This is a genomic window from Sphingopyxis sp. OPL5, assembly GCF_003797775.2.
In the GTDB taxonomy this organism is placed as follows: Bacteria; Pseudomonadota; Alphaproteobacteria; order Sphingomonadales; family Sphingomonadaceae; genus Sphingopyxis.
This window is the reverse complement of the sequence record NZ_CP060725.1, coordinates 1775381-1795094: the sequence shown is the minus strand read 5'-3', so window position 1 is coordinate 1795094 and position 19714 is coordinate 1775381. Positions and strand designations below refer to the sequence as shown.

At 67.1% G+C, this 19714-nt stretch carries 14 protein-coding genes; 8 read left to right on the top strand and 6 right to left on the bottom strand.

Annotated elements, in window-relative coordinates:
• Window positions 1-81 precede the first annotated feature (81 nt).
• Entirely contained in the window at window positions 82-1587 is a 1506-nt protein-coding gene (locus EEB18_RS08645; protein ID WP_222943154.1) for an AMP-binding protein, read from the top strand.
• A gap of 33 nt (window positions 1588-1620) precedes the next feature.
• Here the strand turns inward: EEB18_RS08645 and EEB18_RS08640 are convergent, their stop codons facing one another.
• Window positions 1621-2592 (bottom strand): alpha/beta fold hydrolase, encoded by a 972-nt coding sequence (locus tag EEB18_RS08640; RefSeq protein WP_187142130.1) that lies wholly within the window; start codon window positions 2590-2592, stop codon window positions 1621-1623.
• Between the two features lie 128 nt (window positions 2593-2720).
• Window positions 2721-3578 carry an oxygenase MpaB family protein gene (locus tag EEB18_RS08635; RefSeq protein WP_262408171.1) on the bottom strand — a complete coding sequence of 286 codons (858 nt, stop codon included), beginning with the start codon at window positions 3576-3578 and terminating at the stop codon, window positions 2721-2723.
• A gap of 77 nt (window positions 3579-3655) precedes the next feature.
• On the opposite strand from EEB18_RS08635, the gene EEB18_RS08630 reads away from it, so the two are divergent.
• Complete coding sequence (locus EEB18_RS08630) at window positions 3656-4867, top strand: acyl-CoA dehydrogenase family protein (protein ID WP_187142129.1); 1212 nt, start codon at window positions 3656-3658, stop codon at window positions 4865-4867.
• A gap of 91 nt (window positions 4868-4958) precedes the next feature.
• Here EEB18_RS08630 and EEB18_RS08625 read toward each other — a convergent pair whose 3' ends face one another.
• Both EEB18_RS08625 and EEB18_RS08620 read right to left on the bottom strand, forming a co-directional pair.
• Window positions 4959-6056 (bottom strand): acyl-CoA dehydrogenase family protein, encoded by a 1098-nt coding sequence (locus EEB18_RS08625; RefSeq protein ID WP_187142128.1) that lies wholly within the window; start codon window positions 6054-6056, stop codon window positions 4959-4961.
• A 31-nt stretch (window positions 6057-6087) separates the two neighbouring features.
• On the bottom strand, window positions 6088-6735 hold the full coding sequence (locus tag EEB18_RS08620) for a TetR family transcriptional regulator (RefSeq protein WP_187142127.1): 648 nt from the start codon (window positions 6733-6735) through the stop codon (window positions 6088-6090).
• Window positions 6736-6853: 118 nt separating this feature from the next.
• Here EEB18_RS08620 and EEB18_RS08615 point away from each other — a divergent pair, with 118 nt between their 5' ends.
• Complete coding sequence (locus EEB18_RS08615; RefSeq protein WP_316248988.1) at window positions 6854-9325, top strand: TonB-dependent receptor; 2472 nt, start codon at window positions 6854-6856, stop codon at window positions 9323-9325.
• A 40-nt stretch (window positions 9326-9365) separates the two neighbouring features.
• Here the strand turns inward: EEB18_RS08615 and EEB18_RS08610 are convergent, their stop codons facing one another.
• Window positions 9366-10337, bottom strand: a complete 972-nt coding sequence (locus tag EEB18_RS08610; protein WP_262408170.1) for a GlxA family transcriptional regulator — start codon at window positions 10335-10337, stop codon at window positions 9366-9368.
• 174 nt (window positions 10338-10511) lie between these two features.
• Between EEB18_RS08610 and EEB18_RS08605 the strand changes: the two genes are divergently transcribed.
• The 3 genes from EEB18_RS08605 (at window position 10512) to EEB18_RS08595 (ending at window position 12822) form a co-directional block, all read left to right on the top strand.
• Window positions 10512-11339 (top strand): alpha/beta fold hydrolase, encoded by an 828-nt coding sequence (locus EEB18_RS08605; RefSeq protein ID WP_187142125.1) that lies wholly within the window; start codon window positions 10512-10514, stop codon window positions 11337-11339.
• A 56-nt stretch (window positions 11340-11395) separates the two neighbouring features.
• Window positions 11396-11893: a hypothetical protein gene (locus tag EEB18_RS08600; protein WP_187142124.1), complete on the top strand. Its 498-nt coding sequence runs from the start codon at window positions 11396-11398 to the stop codon at window positions 11891-11893.
• A 230-nt stretch (window positions 11894-12123) separates the two neighbouring features.
• Window positions 12124-12822, top strand: a complete 699-nt coding sequence (locus tag EEB18_RS08595; protein WP_187669100.1) for a glutamine amidotransferase — start codon at window positions 12124-12126, stop codon at window positions 12820-12822.
• 20 nt (window positions 12823-12842) lie between these two features.
• On the opposite strand, the gene EEB18_RS08590 is transcribed toward EEB18_RS08595, so the two are convergent.
• A complete protein-coding gene (locus tag EEB18_RS08590; protein WP_187142068.1) occupies window positions 12843-13046 on the bottom strand; it encodes a hypothetical protein in 204 nt (67 codons plus the stop codon).
• 271 nt (window positions 13047-13317) lie between these two features.
• Here EEB18_RS08590 and EEB18_RS08585 point away from each other — a divergent pair, with 271 nt between their 5' ends.
• Both EEB18_RS08585 and EEB18_RS08580 read left to right on the top strand, forming a co-directional pair.
• Complete coding sequence (locus tag EEB18_RS08585) at window positions 13318-14646, top strand: hypothetical protein (protein WP_187142067.1); 1329 nt, start codon at window positions 13318-13320, stop codon at window positions 14644-14646.
• A 308-nt stretch (window positions 14647-14954) separates the two neighbouring features.
• Window positions 14955-19673, top strand: a complete 4719-nt coding sequence (locus EEB18_RS08580; protein ID WP_187142066.1) for an NAD-glutamate dehydrogenase — start codon at window positions 14955-14957, stop codon at window positions 19671-19673.
• Window positions 19674-19714: the final 41 nt, after the last annotated feature.

The window sequence follows — 19714 nt, the reverse complement described above, 5'->3', positions numbered from 1 at the left end:
TATTGTGGACTGAACCCGCTTGTTCCATGGTCGCGCGCCGTATCACCGATACGGCGCGCGATTGTTTGTGGGAGCGGGCCTTTGCAGATCATTACCGACGACCGGGCCATCGACGGCGCGGTGCTGGGCGAGCGCATCGACCGCGCCGCGGGAGCGCTCGCCGCGCGCGGGGTGGGGGCGGGCGATTGCGTCGCGATCCTGCTGCGCAACGACATCGCCTTCATCGAGGCGAGCCTCGCGTGCCGGCGGCTCGGGGCTTATTGCGTTCCGGTGAACTGGCATTTTTCGGCCGAGGAAATCCTGTATGTCGTCGCGGATTGCGGGGCGCGGCTGCTGGTCGCGCATGCCGACCTGCTGGCGCGTATCGCCGATGCGCTGCCCTGCCCGGCGATCGTGGTGCCGGTGCCGCCGGCGATTGCCGCCGCCTATCGGCTGACCCCTCCCGCCGTGCTGGGCGCGGATTGGGACGCGGCGCTCGCGGCGGCCGAGCACTGGACACTGCCGTCGCCGCCCGCCGCCGAATCGCTGATCTATACCTCGGGCACCAGCGGCCATCCCAAGGGGGTGAAGCGCCAGCCGCCGAAGCCCGAACAGGTGGCGGCGAGCGAGGCGATGCGGTCGCTGATCTATGGCATCGGTCCGGGGGCGCGGGTGATGGTGCCCGCGCCGCTCTATCACACCGCGCCGAACCTGTTCGCGCATCGCGCCGCCGCGCTTGCCGACCTGCTCTTGCTGCCGCCGCGCTTCGACCCGCTGCGGCTGCTCGCCGATATCGAGACTTATGGCATTACCCATCTTTATGCGGTCCCCGCGATGTTCAGCCGGTTGCTCGCGCTGACCGACGAGCAGCGCGGCGCGCACGACCTGTCGTCGCTGCAATTCGTGCTGCACGCGGGCGGGCCGTGCGGGCCCGACGTCAAGGCGCGGATGATCGACTGGCTGGGCCCTGTGATCGAGGAATATTATGGATCGACCGAGGCGGGACCGATCACCCATGTGTCGAGCGGCGAATGGTCAGAGCATCCGGGCACCGTCGGCAAGGCGATCCCCGGGGTCGAAATCCGCATCGTCGACGATGCGGGCGAGCCGGTGCCGACGGGTGAGGTCGGCGAGGTGCAGTCGCGCAACGCAGGCTATCCCGATTTCACCTATCTGGGGCGCGAGGCCGACCGCGCCGCGCTTGACCGCGGCGGCTATCTGGCGTCGGGCGATCTTGGTTATCTCGACGCCGACGGGCGGCTGTTCCTGTGCGACCGCAAGCGCGACCTGGTGATTTCGGGAGGCGTCAACATCTATCCCGCCGAGATCGAGGCGGCGCTGCAGACGGTCGAGGGGGTCGCCGACTGCGCGGTGTTCGGCATTCCCGACGAAATCAACGGCGAGGCGTTGCTCGCAGTGGTCGAGCCGGTAGCGGGCGCGGTGCTGACGGCGGAAGGCATCGGCGCCGCGCTGCGCAGCCGGATCGCGTCGTACAAGGTGCCCAGGCATATCGAGCTCACCGACGCGCTGCCGCGCGAGGAGACGGGGAAGATTCGCAAAAGGCTGTTGCGCGACCCCTATTGGGCCGCGGCGGGGCGGAGCATCTGAGCGCTTAGACGAGCTTAGACGAGCTTAGGCAGGTCAGGCGGGGACGGTGCGCCGGAGCCAGGGAATGAGCAAGACCTCGACCTCGGCGGCGCGTTCGGCCTGCGTCCAGTGGCCGCAACCCGCGAGCATATGCGCTTCCACATCGGGCACGACCTCGCGCATCAGCGGGACCGGGTCGGCGGTGCCGAGGACGAGCGCGGGGTCGCTGCTGCCGCCGATGAACAGCGCGGGGCGGCGGATGACGGGGTCGAAGCCGCCCGCCCAGTCGAAGTCGCGGCCATGGTTGCGATAGCGACCCAGCGCTCCCGCGAAGCCGGTGCGCGCGAAGGTCGCGGAGGCATGCGCGAAATATCCGGGGTCGAGCCATGCCGGGAGCGCGTCGGGGAAGCGTAGCCCGTCGAGCAGTTTGGCGCCGTCCGGCTTGTCGTTCGGCCAGTCGCCGGGCGCGGCGTCGCCCGAGATGCTGTGATAGAAGGCGTGGAGGAAACGCGCCGGATCGGCCTCGAGCTCGGCCTCGGCGACGCCGGGCTCCTGAAAATAGGCCTGGTAGAAAAAGCGGCCCTTGTCGGTGAAGCGGCGCTTGAACATCGCGTCGAACGGCGCGGCGGCGCGGCCGAGCCAGGGGATCGACAGCGCGGCGACCGCGCCGAAGCGGTCGGGGCGCGCCATGACGCTGTTCCAGACGATCGAGGCGCCCCAGTCGTGGCCGACGAGCGTCGCCGGCGCCTCGGGCGAGAGGGCATCGGCGACCGCGACGAGATCGGCGACGATCGCCTCCATGCGATACGCATCGATCGCTTCGGGGCGGTCGCTGTCGCCATAGCCGCGGACGTCGATCGCGGCGGTGCGATAACCGGCGGCGGCGACCGCCGGGGCGAGCCGGTGCCACGACTGGCGCAGTTCGGGGAAGCCGTGGACGAACAGGACGAGCGGTCCGGAGCCCGCGACCTCGGCGGCGATGCGGACGCCGTCGGGGGCGGTGAAAAGCTGCGGTCTCTGATTCATCGCGTGGATCATTGCCCTAAAGGCTTCGTCATTGCGAGGAGCGAAGCGACGCGGCAATCCAGAGCGTGCGTAACCCGCTCTGGATTGCTTCGCTTCGCTCGCAATGACGATCCATTATCCGATTGGGTTCACCGCCAGGCGGTATCGCCCGGAAGGCCGAGGCGTAAGGCGGCCTGCCATGCGGGCGAGGACGGGTCCTTGCGCCGGTCGGCGAGCTTGCCCATCGCCTTGACCATGATCCGGTCGCGGGTGCCGAGGTCATGTTCGGGGCCGAGGGCTAGTCGTTCGCGTACCACGGGCGGGAGCAGCGACACCGCGGCGCGCGCCAGCGCCTTGTGCAGGAAGCGCGGCACCGACGGCGCGGCGCGGCCCGAACGGATGATGTCGAGGAATTCGCTGTTGATCGGATGCGGTTCGAAGCGCGGCAGTAATTCTTCCATCATCGCGAGGAATTCGGCTTCGGACCTGGGGGTATAGGTCACGCCGTACAGCTCGGCGACGGGCTGGCCGTCGGCCCAGAAGCGCGCCTGTTCGGCGGCGGTCAGCGGGCGCACGAAACGGTGATAGGCGGTGAGGAAGCCATATTGGGCGGTGGCATAGACCCAGTTCAGCAGTTCGGGGTCGAGCGCGGTGTAAGCTTCGCCCTTGGGGGTTTCGCCCGACACCTTCGCGTGCATGCGGTTGACCCCGCCGATCACGCGGCGCGCGGCGCTGGCGGGGCCATAGACGCCGACCATCGCCGCCATGCCGGTGCGCTGCGAACGGCCGATCGGATCGACCTTGTAGATCGAATGGTCCCACACCCCCGAGCGGATGCGCGCGTCGGCGAATTCGAGCAGCACCGCCGCGACCCCGCCGACCGCCATCGCGACGGGGTTTTTGAAGATACGCCATTGCAGCGAATCGGGGGCGAGCAGCGCGGCCTCGCCCGCCGGTTTGGTGAAATCGATCGCCATGCCGGGCGCCATATTGGTCATGCGGTTCATGCTTATCCCCCGGTCGCGATTGACCCCGTCGGAAAAGTTGTTATCAGATGTGATAACTATATGCAACGGACGAGACGATGGACCTGAACTGGAGCGCCGACGAAGAGGCTTTCGCGGCCGAGATACGCGCGCTGCTGGCGCGCGCGCTGACCCCCGAACTGCGCGCGGGTGCCGAGGGCGCGACGAGCGTCTATCCCGACCATCATGTGTCGATGGACTGGCAGGCGCGGTTGCACGCCGAGGGGCTGGCGGCGCCGCATTGGTTGCCCGAACATGGCGGGCGCGACTGGACCCCGGCGCAATTTTATCTCTACGCCCGCGAACGCGCGCGCGCCGGGGCACCGTCGGTTTCGCCGATGGGCATCCATATGGTGGCGCATGTCATCGCCGCGTTCGGCACGGCGGAGCAGAAGGACTGGTTCCTGCCGCGCATCCTGACCGGCGAGGTGTTTTTCTGTCAGGGCTATTCGGAACCGGGGGCGGGTTCCGATCTCGCCTCGCTGCAGATGAGCGCGGTGGCGGATGGCGATGATTTCGTGCTCAACGGGTCGAAGATCTGGACGACGCATGCGAGCGAGGCGAACTGGATCTTCTGCCTGGTGCGCACGTCGAAGCATGAGCGGCCGCAGCAGGGGATCACCTTCCTGCTCGTGCCGATGGACCAGCCGGGGGTGACGGTGCGCCCGCTGACGATGATTTCGGGCGAGCAGATCCAGGCCGAGGTGTTTTTCGACGATGCGCGCTCGGCGCGGGCGAATGTCATCGGCGAAGTCGATCGCGGTTGGAGCGTCGCCAAATATCTGCTCGAATTCGAACGCGGCGGATCGGCGCACGCGCCGGCGCTGGCGATGCGCGTCGATGCGCTGGCGAAGCAGGCGCAGGGGACGATGGAGGGCGATGCGGTGTTCGCGCACAAGCTCGCCAGGGCGCGCATCCGGGTCGACATATTGGAGATGATCGAGCTCAAACTGCTGTCGGGGGCGGGGCAGGGCGAAAGCGTCGGCGTCATGGCGTCGATGCTCAAGATCCTGTCGACCGAGCTGGCGCAGCATATCACCGAACTCGCCTGCGAGGCGGCGGGACCGGCGGGGCTGGCGTTCCAGCCGCACGCGGGCATGCCGGGCGCCGCGGTGCCGGCGCATGTCGTGCCCGGGGACGGCCATGTGACCGGTGCGGCGTGGCAGGCGGTGGCGCCGCTGCGCTATTTCAACGAGCGCGCCGGGTCGATCTATGCCGGGTCGAACGAAATCCAGCGGAATATATTGGCGAAGGCGGTGCTGGGGCTTTGACCCATTGTCATTGTGAGGGGCGTAGCGACGCGGCAATCCAGAGTCGCGTAAACCGCTCTCGATTGCTTCGCTGCGCTCGCAATGACGAGGCTTATGAGGCTGCGGCCATCCCCGCCGAATAGCGCGCGACATGCAGCTCGCTGGTCCCCAGCCGTTGCTCGATCGCGGTGGCGCGTTTAAAATAATGACCGACGCGCAGTTCCTCGGTCATGCCCATCGCGCCGTGGAGTTGGACCGCTTCCTGCCCGATCTTGCGCAGCGCGTCGCCGATCGTCGCCTTGGCGGCGGCGGTCGCCTGCGCGTCGCCGGGCTTAAGCGCGGCGAGCATCGCGGCGGCGGAAATCGCCTCGCGCAGCATCAGCATGTCGACCATGCGGTGCTGGAGTGCCTGAAAGCTCGACAGCGTCGCGCCGAACTGCTTGCGCTGCTTGGCGTAAAGCAGGGTGTCGTCGAGCAGCACGCGCGCGAGTCCGGCCGCCTCGGCGGCGAGCGCGGCGATGGCGGCGTCGACGGCGGCCTGCAGCGCGGCTTCGCCATCCTGCTCGCGCCCGATTTCGGCGGCGCTGTCGACCCACAGTCCATCGAGATCGAGGTCGGCGGCGGGCATGTCGTCGATCGTCCAATAGGCATGGAGCCGGCCGGCAAGCGATGCGGCCGGCACGAGGTACAGGCGCAAATCATCCTCGGCGTCCCGGGCGGGCACGACGATATGGTCGGCCTCGGCCGCGAAGGCGACCGCGATCTTGCGCCCGGCCAGCGTCCAGCCGTCGTCGGCGGGGGTCGCCCGCGCCGCGATCGCGCCGATGTCGCCGCGCGTCGCGGGTTCCTCGATCGCGGTGACGATCAGCGCCTCGCCGCGCGCAATGGCGGCGGCGCGCGCACTCTCGCCGAGCGCGAGCAGCAATTCGGCGGTGAGAATGTGACAGTCGATATAGGGGGTGACCGCGAGCGCGGCGCCAAGTTCCTCGGCGACGATCATCGCCGCGACGCGCCCGCCGCCGAAGCCGCCGATGCTGTCGGGCAGCGCCGCCGCGCCGATGCCGATCGCCGCGTCGGCGGCGCGCCACAGCGCGAGCTGCGCGGTCGAATCGCGCATCGTGCGGCGCTTTTCGAACGGCAATTGCTGCGCCAGGAAGCGCGTGAGTGCGTCACGGAGCAGGCGTTGGTCGTCGTCGGGTTCGAGATTCATGACCCGGCTATGCGCGTGCGACGCCTAATTATCAAGTCTGATAATTTTTGACGAGTCCGGCGAGCAATGTCTCGACCGTGTGTTCGCGATAGCGTGCATGGAGATCATCGTCGGCGTGCGGCTTGCCCTTGAACACGACCTGCAGCGTCAGGCGATTCGAATAGAGGCCGTCCGCGGCGCCGATCGTGTTGAAGTAAAAGAGCTTGGGATCGACGGGATTGAACTCGCCCGCCGCGATGCCCTCCTCGATCATCCGCGCCTGCGCGCCCGCGATCTTCGACAGAAGTTCGTCGCCGATGTGCCGCACCCGCTCGGGTTCGGCGTCGCGGACCATATATTGGATCAGGCGGTTGAGGTACGGGATGCGGTAATAGGTATCGAGAATGCCCTCGAGATGGATGCGCATCCGCGCCGTCGGGGTGACGGGCAGGCGGAACAAGGCGTCGAGCTGGCGGATCGCGCGGATCACGTCGCGGTCGAGCAGCGCCGCGAGCATGCCTTCCTTGTCGCCGAAATAATAGCGGATCATGCCGTGGTTGACCCCGGCGCGCGCCGCGATCTCGACGATGCCGATATCGATCTTGTCCTGTTCGCGCATCAGCGCGCTCGCCGCGTCCAGCAGGGCGTCGCGGATCGAGCCGCGCGTGCGGCTTTCCGCCTTTTCACTTCGGGTGGCCATCATCGCTCCTTGCCGCCGACAGACCATCATTGTCCGCAAAATGCAATTGCCGGTTGCATAATCTATCACGATTGATAACTATCATCGCTGATAATAAGCTTCATCAGGGAGAGAGAAGATGGCGGGTGCGGTGCGTGCAATGGGTCTGGCCGGAGTGGCATGGGCGGCGATGATGGCAAGCCAGCCGGTGCTGGCACAAAATGCGCCGCCGGCGGCGGAGACCGAGGCCGCCGACGACGGCGCGATCGTCGTGACCGCGCAGCGCCGCGCCGAAAGCATCAACGACGTCGGCCTCGCGATCCAGGCTTTTTCGGGCGATACGCTCGAAAATCTGCGCGTGACCTCGACCGAGGATCTGCAGGCGGTGGTGCCCAGCCTCAACGTCTCGCGCGGCTATCAGGGCATCCCGATCTATACGCTGCGCGGGATCGGCTTCAACACGATCAACCTGTCGGCGACCTCGACCGTCGGCACCTATCAGGACGAGGTCGCGCTCGCCTATCCGTTCATGAACAGCGGGCCGGTCTATGACCTCGAGCGCGTCGAAGTGCTCAAGGGTCCGCAGGGCACGCTCTATGGCCGCAACACCACCGGCGGGCTGGTCAATTTCATCACCGCCAAGCCGAAGTTCGGCGAGTTCTCGGGCGGGGTCGCGGTCGATCTCGGCAGCGAAAAGACGCTCAACAGCGAAGGTCATCTCAACATCCCGCTGGGGCAGGATATCGCGATCCGCGCCGCCTTTCGCACCGAGGACAGCTGGGACGGCTGGCAGCACAGCATCTCGCGCGACGAGAGCCTGGGCGAGGTGCACCGCTATGGCGGCCGGCTGACGCTGACCGCCGAGCCGGTCGAGGGGATGAAGATCGAGCTTGGCGGCAATTTCTGGATCAACAAGTCGGACACGCTCGCGGGGCAGGCGGTGGGGTTCACCCCGAACACCGATCCCGCCAACGGCACGCTGTTCAGCCTGTTCAACGCGCCGGGACTGCCCGCCTATATCGCCGCCAACGGCCCCAAATGGGATTCGAACAGCGCCGACTGGGCACCGCTGTCGCAGCGCGGCCCCAATATCGGGCGCGGCACCGGGATCGACGGGCCGCTGCAGGAGGACAGCGATTTCCTGGGCTTGCGCGGCCTCATCCAGTTCGACCTGACGAGCGATTTGAGCTTCATCTCGCTGACCGGCTATAACAAGGTCAATCGCGACGCGACCTATGACTGGAGCGGCGCGCCCTATGAGATCCTGATCCAGCGGGCGCAGGGCAAGATCGAGAGCTTTTCGCAGGAATTGCGCTTCCAGGGATCGACCGGCCCCGCCGAATGGGTCGTCGGCGGCTATTATGCCAAGGATGTCGTTTCCGACACCAACCAGACCTTGCTGGGGCAGAATGCCAATGTCGGCGCGATCCGGGCGCTGATCGTCCAGCTTGGCCTCTTGAACACCCCGTTCAACAGTCAGGGTTTTACCGCCGCCGATGTCGCCACCGCGTTCCGCACCTATCGCGACGTCGCCGATTTCGACACCGAGACCTTCAGCCTGTTCGCCAGCGCCGACTGGGAGCTGTCGGACACGCTGAAACTGACCACCGGGGCGCGCTACACCGAGGACCGGCAGGAATATCAGGGCTGCTCGCGCGACCTCAACGGGTCGATGCTGCCCAACGTCAACCTGTTCAACCGCGCCTTCTTTTTCCAGGTCTACGGCGCCTTCACCGCGCCGATCACGGCGAATCAGTGCAACACCTATGACGTCGATACCGGCACCTTCGGCCTCGTCACCTCGAACCTCAAGGAAGACAATGTCGCCTGGCGCGGGGCGCTGACGTGGGAGCCGACCAACGACATACTCGCCTATGCGTCGGTCAGCCGCGGTTACAAATCGGGGTCGACCCCGGTCAACGCCGCGAACATCGCGACGCAGAACCGCCCTGCGAAGCAGGAGGAACTGACCGCCTATGAAGTCGGCACCAAGCTGGCGCTCGCCGACCGCAAGGTGAACCTCAATGTCGCGGCCTTCTATTATGATTATCGCGACAAGCAGCTCGCGGTCTATTTCGCCGATCCGATCTACACGACGCTGCTCCGCCTCGACAATATCCCCAAGTCGCGCGCTTACGGGATCGACGGCGACGTCAGCATCCAGGCGACCGATGCGCTCAACGTGACGCTCGCGGGCACCTGGCTCAAGACCGAATTGCAGGGTTATGTCGGGATCAACGCCGCGGGCGCGCCGTTCGATTTCGACGGCTTCGCCTTCCCCTACAGCCCGAAATTCTCGGGCGCGGCGACGATCACCTATGACACGTCGGTGAACGACAAGCTCGGCGTGCGGGCGATCCTCAACGGGCGCTACCAGTCGAAGACCGGCAGCACGATCGAGGATTTCGCGCCGCTGCAGATCAAGGGCTATGGCATATTGAACGCCAGCCTCGCGCTCTATGAGCAGGATGGCCAGTGGGAGGTGTCGCTGTGGGGCAAGAATATCACCGACACCTATTATTGGCAGTCGGCGGCGACCAACGCCAACACCGCGGTGCGTTTTCCGGGGCGCAGCCCGTCCTATGGGGTGAGCGCGAAGTTCAATTTCTGAGGACAGTAATCCTCCCCGCGGCTTCGCCGCAGGGAGGATCTCAGGCGACGCTCGCCAGCGTTTCGGTCGAGAAGCGCTGGCGATAGTCGTTCGGCGACAGGCCGGTGATCCGGTGGAAGAGTTTGCGGAAGGCTGCGGCGTCTTCATAGCCCACCGCCCAGGCGATCTGGTCGACGGTGCGGCGCGTGAACTCGAGCAGTTCGCGCGCCTTGCCGACGCGCAGATGCTGCGAATATTCGATCGGGGTCATGCCCGTCGCGGCCTTGAATCGGCGCTGGAAGGTGCGTTCCTCCAGCCCCGCCTCGGCGGCGAGTTCGGCGACCCCCGCCATGCGGCCCTCCTTCGCCTGGAGCCAGTGCTGCGCTTTCAATATCGCTTCGTCGCCGTGGGTGAGGCGCGGGGCGAAGCTCGCGTAATTCTTCTGCTCGCGGCCGCCGGGGTCGATCAGGAAGAAGCGCGCGGTCTCCATCATCACCGTCGGGCCGAGCAGGCGCTCGACGACGCGCAGCCCGAGGTCGGTCCACGCCATCAGCCCGCCCGCGGTGATGATGTCGCCGTCGTCGATCACCATGCGATCCGATTCCAGACGCACGTCGGGGAAGCGGGCGCGGAATTCGTCGGCGAAGAACCAGTGGGTGGTCGCGGGGCGGCCGGCGAGCAGCCCGGTCGCGGCGAGCGCGAAGGCGCCGCCGCAGGTCGAGGCGAGCGTCGTGCCCTGTGCGTGGCGGTCGAGCAGCCAGCGGGCGTAGGGAACCGCCTCGTCGGCTTCGAGCAATTTGTGGAGGCTGCCCGGCGCGATCAGGATCGTCGGTGCGTTGCGCGCCGGTTCGTCTGGATGGCTGTCGAAGCAGCGGGCGAAGCCTCCGCCGTCCTGGAGGCGCCAGTGGCTGACGCGGATGGGCGCGCGGTCATGCTCGGCGGCGAAGCGGCCGGCGACGTGGAAGAGGTCGGTGATGCCGCTGACCATGCCCATCTGGCAGTCGGGGTAGAGCATCAAGCCGACTTCCGGCAATTTTGGGGGGAGATTCTGCGGATGTTGGCGAAGGTGCCGCATGACGTGACTCCGGTTTGTCGTATTCGGCCCGCATAATGTCGTTTCCGCCAATCCCGCGCAAGGGGGAAGGCGCGTAGATGGGTGGCACAGGGACGGAGGGTTCCGCCCCACCCAAGTGAAAGGAACCACGACATGACCACGATCACCACAAAGGACGGCACCCACATCTTCTACAAAGACTGGGGTCCGCGCGATGGGCAGCCGATCATCTTCTCGCACGGCTGGCCGCTGAGTGCCGACGCCTGGGACGCGCAGATGGTGTTTTTTGCGGGCCAGGGCTTTCGCACCATCGCCCACGACCGCCGCAGCCATGGCCGCTCGGACCAGGTCTGGGAGAACAATAATATGGACCAATATGCCGACGACCTCGGCGAGCTGATCGAACAGCTGGACCTCCACGACGTGATCCTCGTCGGCCACTCGACCGGCGGCGGCGAAGTCACCCGCTATATCGGCCGCCATGGCACCGACCGGGTCGCCAAGGTCGCGCTGATCGGCGCCGTCCCGCCGCTGATGCTCAAGACCGAAGCCAATCCGGGCGGGCTGCCGCTCGACGTGTTCGACGGCATCCGCAAGGGCACTTTCGACAACCGCCCGCAATTCTTCAAGGACCTGACACTCCCCTTCTACGGCTATAACCGCGAAGGCGCCGTGGTCAGCGAAGCGGTGCGCGACGATTTCGTGCGGCAGGGCCTGAACGGCGGTCTGAAAGGCCTGCTCGACAGTATCCGCGCCTTTTCGGAAAGCGACTTCCACGAAGATCTGAAGCGCTTCGACAAGCCGACGCTCGTCCTCCACGGCGACGACGACCAGATCGTGCCGATCGGCGCCGCGGCGCTGTCGACCGTCCAGGTCGTCAAACAGGCGGTGCTCAAGGTCTATGAAGGCGCCGACCACGGCCTGACGCTCACCCATCAGGACCGGTTCAACGCCGACCTGCTCGATTTCATCAACAGCTGATACGCAGCGGGGCGCGGGATTGGACCCGCGCCCCGCCTGTTCGAAGGAGATGTGCCATGATCCTCGGTCTCACCCTATCGCAGTTCACGCTGGTCCATGTCGCGATCAGCGTCGTCGGCATCCTCACCGGGCTGGTCGCGATCCCCGCCTTCGCGCGCGGACGCATCCTGCCCCGCACCACCGGCGTCTTCCTGTGGACGACGCTGCTCACCAGCCTGACGGGGTTCCTGTTCCCGATCGCGAGCTTCACCCCCGCGCTCGGGGTCGGCATCCTCTCGACGCTGATCCTCGTCGCAAGCTTCTGGGCCTGGTACGGCCGCAAGCTCGCGGGGGCCGCGCGGACCATCTATGCGGTGACCGCGACGATCGCGCTGTGGCTCAACCTGTTCGTGCTGGTCGTGCAGAGCTTCCTGAAAGTGCCCGCACTCAACGCGCTGGCCCCGAACGGCAACGAACCGCCGTTCCTGATCGCGCAGGCGGTGCTGCTGCTCGCGGTGCTGGTGCTGGGGTATAAGGCGGTGCGGGTGAAGCGGGTCGTCGCGACTGCCGCCTGACCGGTTCGTCATTGCTTCGCTGCGCCCGCAATGACGTTGTTAATGGCCGATAGGCCGACCAAGCGGCGGCCCGTAGCCGAGGGAGCCAAAGCTCAGCTACGGGCCGCGACAGTATCTCTACTGCTTTGGTAGAGTGACAGCGGCCGGCGATTCTGGCTAGATGCGAGTCGTTCGAAACGGCGCGGCAAACGCTCCGTTCGTCGCCAGATTTGTCGAGTCAGTTCAAGCCCATGACCAAGACCGGCCTCATCATCCGCCATGTCCCGCACGAAGGAATCGCGGGGTTTCGCGAGCCGATCGAGGCGGCGGGCTATGCGCTCGACCGGATCGACGTCGGCGATCCAGGTTTCGGACGGCTCGACCTCAACGAACCCGACCTGCTGATCATGATGGGCGGGCCGATGGGGGTCTATGAGCAGGCCGAGCATCCATGGATCGCGTGCCAGCTGCGGCGGCTCGCGCGGCGGCTGGAGGCGGGGCGGCCGACGCTGGGGGTCTGTTTCGGGGCGCAGATGATCGCGGCGGCGATGGGTGCGCCGGTCTATCCGGGGCCGGCGAAGGAGGTGGGCTTCGATGCGCTGACCATTCTCGACGCGGCATCCCCGCTCGGCCAGCTCGCCGAGGTGCCGGTGTTGCACTGGCACGGCGACACCTTCGACCTGCCCGAGGATGTCGAATTGCTGGCGTCGAGCGCGGCCTATCCGCACCAGGCGTTCCGGCGCGGACCGAACATATTGGCGCTGCAGTTCCACGCCGAAATGGGGCTCGACCCGCGCTTCGAACATTGGGTCGAGCAATGGCCCGAGGCGCTGGCCGAGGTCGGCAGTTCGGCGGAGTCGATGCGGACCGAGCATGCGCGCTGCGGGCCGGGGGCGGTGGCGGCGGGGCGGCGGATGGTGGCGCAGTGGCTGAGCGAACTGGCGGGGTAGGGGTGAGGAACTGTCATTCCTCAGTCATCAATTTTTACGCGGACGCAGGCACGAAAAGTACCGGTCTCACCTTCTTCGCGATGCCAAACCTCAACCACATCGTAGTAGTTGAAATATCCGCCCATATCCTTTGAAATGGTTTCGCCAAGGCGAGGCAGGAACATGAAATCGCCTTCAAAGAGAGGGGTCAATTCGTCCTTCTCGTAAACTTCCACATTGGGCATCGCATTCTCCGCATGCGATTTTGAACCAAACGCAAAATGTCCGCAACCGGTCGTTAGCCGTCATTCGTCATCCCGGGCTCGACCCGGGACCCGCCTTTCTTCCTTCGTCGCCGGATCAAAGACAAGGCAGGCCCCGAGTCAAGCCCGGGGTGACGATGGGACGATCCGATCCTGCAGCGCTGCGTGCAACGCGCCCGGCGACCATCGTTTACGCCGCCTTTACCAGTCCTGGTACATCACCTTTACCTATATTTGGCAGTGGGGATGAATGATGGACAGCATGCGCGGACTGCTTTCGGGCAGCCACGGCCAGGATGACGGGGCGATCGATTCGCCACCCTCCGTCGGGGTCGACGAACGGCGGATGCAGGTGCGCGCCTATAATTATTGGGCGTCGCTGCTCGCCGACCGCGCTTATCCGTCGGTCGAGGACCTCGATCTCGACAATATCGACGATTTCGGTCCCTATGCGGTGCTGCTCGATTTTACCGCCGGGGTCGACAATCCGGGGCTTTCGTTCCTTGGCGACAAGCTGCGCGCCGAGTCGCAGATCGACGAGGATGTGCAATATATCAAGGAAGTCCCCGGCCGCTCTTTGCTGTCGCGGCTGACCGACCATTATCTGCAGATCATCGCCAACCGCGCGCCGATCGGTTTCGAGGCCGAGTTCGTCAACGATCGCGGCACGACGATCATGTACCGCGGCATCCTGCTGCCCTTCTCATCCGATGACGACACGATCGATTTCATCATGGGCGTGATCAACTGGAAAGAGGCGGCCCCCGCCGACCAGGAAGAGGAATTGCAGCTGTCGGTCGAACAGGCGCTGCGCAGCGCGCCGCCGCTGACCGCCCCGGTGCCGGTGTGGGCCGACGGCCCCGACAGCGAACATATCGACGACGAGCCCGCGCCGGGATTCGGCGCGCTCCGCGAGGCCGAGGCGGCGCTGCCGTTGCCGGCGGTCGAGGAGCTTGCCGTGGTCGCGGATGCACTGGATGACGACGCGGGGCTCGCCGACTGGCTGGCGCTGGCGCGCGCCACCGCCGAAAAGGCGCTCGCCGCCGACAGCCGCAGCCGCAGCGCTTTGTATCAGGCGGTCGGGCAGGCGTGGGATTTCGCGCTCGCCGCCGAGGCCGAGCCGCAGGAGTTCGCCGAACTGCTCGACGATGCCGGGCTGAAGGCGCAGGATCGCGCGCCGATGACGCCGCTGGTCAAGCTGGTGTTCGGGGCGACTTACGATAAGACGCGGATCGCCGAATATGCGTGCGTGCTGGGTCATGCGCGTGAAGAGGGCGTTGGCCGGGGCGAACTCGCGGCCTATCTCGACCATTATCCGGGCGGGCTCAAAGGGCTGGTCAGGGACGAGCGTGCGAAGCGCAAGCCGGCGGGGGTTGCCGAAGCGAAGCCCGACGTCGCGCTCGACACGCTGCGCAGCGCGCATCCGGCGGTGATCCTGGAACATGATGCCGGCGACGCCGAATTCGTCGTGCTGATCGCGCGCGCGATGCCGGGCGGGCATATCGGGATCGTCGCCAAGGCGGCTGACGACGAGGCGGTGCTGGCGAAGCTGGCGCGCAAGGCGGTGGTGATCACGCCGTGACTCCAATTCCTCCCTGTGTCCGAAGGGCATGGGGAGGTGGCAGCGGCGTAGCCGCTGACGGAGGGGCCATAATGCCGACGTTGCTGGCCCCTCCACCATTCGCTTCGCGAACGGTCCCCCTCCCCATGCCCTTCGGGCACAGGGAGGATCTTTTGGTCCGCGCAACAGACAATCCGAAAATTGAAATATATTTGCGCGGAGCCGTCGCGGGGGGTTGAGCCGCGCGTCACTCGGGCGCATATGGGGACGCAGCGAACGGGCCAGCCACCCCCCGGCACAGGCCCGCCTCAGTCGGGATGCTGTAACCTATGCCCCAGAATATTGCCGAAACCGCCGAAGCCGAGCACGAGGCCGCGGCGGCCGCTCCTGTTCCTGCGAAGATCGCCAAGGCCTATCAGGCCGCGCTGCACGGCAGCGCGCTGCCCGGCGAGGGCGACGACCTCGACTCCGCGGCGCTGAAGGCGGCGGGCGAATTCGCCGCGCGCGCCTCGCTCGACCGCGCGCCGGGTGTCCCGTCGCTGCTGCTCGAACCGATGGTCGCCGACGGCACCGACCGGCGGATGCGGCTCGCGGTGGTCAACGACGACATGCCCTTCCTCGTCGATTCGGTGTCGCAGATCGTCGGCGCGCAAGGGCTGGTGATCCACCGCATCCTGCATCCGGTGGTCGCCGCGACACGCGACGCCAAGGGCGGGCTGACCGGTGCCGATAGCGCGACCCCGGGCTGCGCGAACCGCGAATCGGTGATCTATATGGAACTGGAGCGCGGCGACGCCCGCGCCCGCCGCCGCCTGCTCGACGGCCTCGAAGCCGCGCTGGCCGATGTCCGCGCCGCGGTCGCCGACTGGAAGGCGATGCGCGCCGCGATGCTCGCCGACGCCGCGATGCGCGCCGACGGCGAGGCCGCCGAACTGCTGCGCTGGTTCGAGGGCGGGGCGATGACCCAGCTCGGCCATGAATGGCGCACCCGCGACGGCGCGGTCGAACAGCCGCTGGGGGTCAGCGCGAGCGGCACCAGCCAGCTGCTGTCGCCGACCGCGCTCGAAGCCGCCTTCGCCTGGTTCGATGCCGGCGGCGCGTCGCCGCTGCTGATCAAGTCGAACCGCCTGTCGGCGGTCCACCGCCGCGTGCTGCTCGACCTGGTGATCGTGCCCGAGATGAAGGGCAAGACGGTCGAAAAATTGTCGATCCATGCCGGGCTGTGGACGAGCGCGGCGCTGTCGGCGCGACCCGACAAGGTGCCGGTGCTGCGCGCGCAGCTCGACGCGCTGATGGCGAAATTCGGTTTCGACCCGACCGGCCACGCCGGCAAGGCGCTGGCGCATGCGCTGACCGCGCTGCCGCACGATTTGCTGATCGCGTTCGACGCCCAGTCGCTCGAAGACCTGGTCCTGACCTCGATGTCGATCACCGACCGGCCGCGGCCGAAGCTGGTGATGGTGCGCAGCGCGCTGGGGCGGCATCTGTTCGTCTTTGTCTGGCTGCCGCGCGACGAGGTGTCGACCGGGCGCCGGCTGGCGGTCGAATCGCTGCTGGTGCGCGAGGCCAAGGCCGGGGTGATCGGCTGGACGATGGTGCTCGAGGATGGCGGCGCGGCGCTGCTGCGCTTCACGCTCGACCTGCGCAGCGGCGGGGTGGTGCCCGATGCCGAGGCGCTCAACGCCCAGCTCGAACAGATGGTGCGCGGCTGGCAACCCGAGGTCGAGGCGGCGCTGGCCAAGCGCGGCGATCCCGGCCGCGCGGCGGCGCTGGCGTCGCGCTTCGCGCCGCTCTTCCCGCCCAATTACCGCAACCTCTATGATCCCGAGGAAGCGTCGCGCGACATCCTGCGGCTGCGCGACCTCGATGCCGAGAATCCGCGCAGCGTGCGGCTGGCGCGCAAGAGCCTCGACGGCGACGACAAGCTGCGGCTGAAAGTCTATAGCGCGGTCGGTCCGCTGGCGCTGTCCGATGTCGTGCCTGCGCTCGAACATTTCGGCTTCGAGGTGCTCGAGGAGATTCCGACGACGCTGGGCGCGAGCCGCATTCCCGGCACCGAACGCGACGACGAGATCCCCGTCGTGATCCACGATTTCACGCTGAAGCTGCCGGCGTCGGTCGACGAGCTGGCGCTGATTGCGCATACCGAGGTGATCGAAAAGGCGATCGCGGCGGTGCTGGACGGTAACGCGGAAAATGACGCGTTCAACGAGCTGGTGCTGGTGACGCAGACCGATCCGCAGGCGATCATATGGCTGCGCGCCTGGTTCCGCTACATGCGCCAGGGCGGGTCGAGTTACGGCATGGACACGGTGGTCGCGGCGCTGCGCCACGCCCCCGACCTGACCGGGGCGCTGGTCGAGCGCTTCTGCGCGCTCCACGATCCGGCGAAGCGCGACGATGCGCGCGCCGACTATCTCGACAAGGAAATCCAGGCCGGCTTCGCCGCGATCAAGTCGATCGACGACGACCGCATCCTGCGCCTGTTCCATGCGGTGATCGGCGCGACGCTGCGCACCAACGCCTTTGCGCCCGCGGCGGCCGAGGCGCTGGCGTTCAAGATCGATTCGAGCCTCGTCCCCGGGCTGCCCAAGCCGCTGCCCTGGCGCGAGGTGTGGGTGTACAGCCCGCGCGTCGAGGGCACCCATCTGCGCGCCGGCCCGGTCGCGCGCGGCGGGCTGCGCTGGTCCGACCGCCGCGACGACTTCCGCACCGAAATCCTCGGGCTGATGAAAGCGCAGCGTGTCAAGAACGCCGTCATCGTGCCGACCGGCGCGAAGGGCGGCTTCTATCCCAAGGCGCTGCCCGACGCGGCGCTCGACCGCGATGCCTGGTTCGCCGAGGGGACCGAATGCTACCGCATCTTCATCCGCTCGCTGCTGTCGATCACCGACAATCTGGTGGCGGGCAAGGTGATCCACCCGGACGGTGTCGTCATCCACGACGGCGAGGACCCCTATTTCGTCGTCGCCGCGGACAAGGGCACCGCGACCTTCTCCGACGTCGCCAACGGGCTGGCGATGGAGCGCGACTTCTGGCTCGGCGATGCGTTCGCGAGCGGCGGGTCGAAGGGCTATGACCACAAGGCGATGGGGATCACCGCCAAGGGCGCGTGGGTTTCGGTCCAGCGCCACTTCGCCGAAATGGGCGTCGACGTGCAGACCGACAGCATCAGAGTCGTCGGCTGCGGCGACATGTCGGGCGACGTGTTCGGCAACGGCATGCTGCTGTCGAAGGCGATCCAGCTCGTCGCGGCGTTCGACCACCGCCATATCTTCCTCGACCCCGATCCCGATCCGGCGAAGAGCTGGAAGGAGCGCGCGCGGATGTTCCAGCTCCCCCGGTCGAGCTGGGAAGATTATGACAAGAAGCTGATCAGCCATGGCGGCGGAGTCTACCCGCGCAGCCAGAAGATCATCGATGTCTCGCCGGAAGTTGGTTATGCGCTTGGTATCGAGCCGGGTCCGATCGAACCGGGCGCTTTGATCTCGGCGATCCTCAAGGCGCCGGCCGACCTGCTCTGGTTCGGCGGCATCGGCACCTATGTGAAGGCGGCGGCGCAGAACAACGCCGAGGTCGGCGATCCCGCCAACGACGCGCTGCGCGTCGATGGCGAGGATTTGCGCGTCAAGGCGGTCGGCGAGGGCGCGAACCTGGGCGTCACCCAGGCGGCGCGCATCGCCTTTTCGGGCCGCGGCGGGCGGATCAACACCGACTTCATCGACAACAGCGCGGGCGTCGACTGCTCGGATAACGAGGTCAATATCAAGATCGCGCTGAATCGCGAGATGGCCGAAGGACGATTGGCGCAGGACGACCGCGACGCGTTGCTGGTGCGGATGACCGACAATGTCTCGGCGCTGGTGCTTGAGGACAACCGCTTGCAGGCGCTGGCGCTGTCGATCGCCGAAAAGGGCGGGTCGGCGGCGGTGCCGTCGCTGGTGCGGATCATGGAGACGTTCGAGGCATCGGGCCGGCTCGACCGCAAGGTCGAGGGGCTGGCGGCGAACGACGAGCTGCTGCGCCGCGCCGCCGAAGGGCGCGGGCTGACGCGGCCCGAACTCGCGGTGCTGCTGTCGACGTCGAAGCTGGCGCTGCAGGACGCGATCGAGAACAGCGACCTGCCCGACGATCCGGCGCTCGGCAGCGATTTGGCGGCGGCCTTCCCCGAGGAAATGCAGCGCGATTTCGCCGGTGCGATCGCCGATCACCAGCTGCGCCGCGAGATCATCGCGACCAAGCTGGCGAACCGCATCATCAACCGCATGGGCGTCGTCCATCCGCTCGAACTGGTCGAGGAGGAAGGCTGCTCGCTCGGCGACGTCGCCGCCGCCTTCGTCGCGGTCGAGCGCCTGCTCGACATGCACGACCTGTGGGCTTCGCTCGACAGCGCGAAGATCGACGAGGCGATCCGCCTGTCGCTGTTCACCCAGGCCGCCTCGGCGATGGCGTCGCAAATGGCCGATCTGCTGCGCGTGTCGGCGAACAACGCGCAGCCGGGGCCGACGGTCGCGCGGCTCGAACCCGGGGTCGACCGCCTGATGGCGCGCGTCGACGGGCTGCTCAGCCCGTCGGTCCGGCGCCAATGGGACATGCTGAGCCAGCAATTGCTCGATGCTGGGGCGCCCGAGGCGCTGGCCTCGTCGGTGGTGCGATTGTTCAAGACCGACGGCGCGATCGGCATCGTCGACCTCGCCGCGCGGCGCGGCGACGACGAGGTCGCGGTGACCCACGCCTTCACCCATTTGGGCGAGGCGCTGGGGCTCGACTGGGCACAGACGCTGGCGGCGCATATGAGCCCCGCCGATCCGTGGGAGCGGTTGCTGGTCAACAGCCTCGCGCGCGATTTCCAGCAGATGCGGCTGAGCTTCCTCGCGGGACTGCCCGCGGGTGATCTCGATGCCGCGGTCACCGGCTGGCTGGCCGAGCAGGCGCCGCGCGTCGCGCAGTTCCGTGCCACGGTCGACCGCGCGCGGACGATCCCGAACCCCAATGGCGCGATGCTGTCGCATATCGCCGGGCAGGCGCGCGGGCTGCTGGGGCGGTAAAGGTCGCGTCCCATCACCTCGTCATTGCGAGCGGAGCGAAG

Bases quoted from the DNA above. Each gene is read 5' to 3' on its own strand.
- EEB18_RS08640 (WP_187142130.1), bottom strand. From the start codon at position 2,592: ATGAATCAGAGACCGCAGCTTTTCACCGCCCCCGACGGCGTCCGCATC.
- EEB18_RS08635 (WP_262408171.1), bottom strand. From the start codon at position 3,578: ATGAACCGCATGACCAATATGGCGCCCGGCATGGCGATCGATTTCACC.
- EEB18_RS08630 (WP_187142129.1), top strand. From the start codon at position 3,656: ATGGACCTGAACTGGAGCGCCGACGAAGAGGCTTTCGCGGCCGAGATA.
- EEB18_RS08625 (WP_187142128.1), bottom strand. From the start codon at position 6,056: ATGAATCTCGAACCCGACGACGACCAACGCCTGCTCCGTGACGCACTC.
- EEB18_RS08620 (WP_187142127.1), bottom strand. From the start codon at position 6,735: ATGGCCACCCGAAGTGAAAAGGCGGAAAGCCGCACGCGCGGCTCGATC.
- EEB18_RS08615 (WP_316248988.1), top strand. From the start codon at position 6,854: ATGGCGGGTGCGGTGCGTGCAATGGGTCTGGCCGGAGTGGCATGGGCG.
- EEB18_RS08605 (WP_187142125.1), top strand. From the start codon at position 10,512: ATGACCACGATCACCACAAAGGACGGCACCCACATCTTCTACAAAGAC.
- EEB18_RS08600 (WP_187142124.1), top strand. From the start codon at position 11,396: ATGATCCTCGGTCTCACCCTATCGCAGTTCACGCTGGTCCATGTCGCG.
- EEB18_RS08595 (WP_187669100.1), top strand. From the start codon at position 12,124: ATGACCAAGACCGGCCTCATCATCCGCCATGTCCCGCACGAAGGAATC.
- EEB18_RS08590 (WP_187142068.1), bottom strand. From the start codon at position 13,046: ATGCCCAATGTGGAAGTTTACGAGAAGGACGAATTGACCCCTCTCTTT.
- EEB18_RS08585 (WP_187142067.1), top strand. From the start codon at position 13,318: ATGGACAGCATGCGCGGACTGCTTTCGGGCAGCCACGGCCAGGATGAC.
- EEB18_RS08580 (WP_187142066.1), top strand. From the start codon at position 14,955: ATGCCCCAGAATATTGCCGAAACCGCCGAAGCCGAGCACGAGGCCGCG.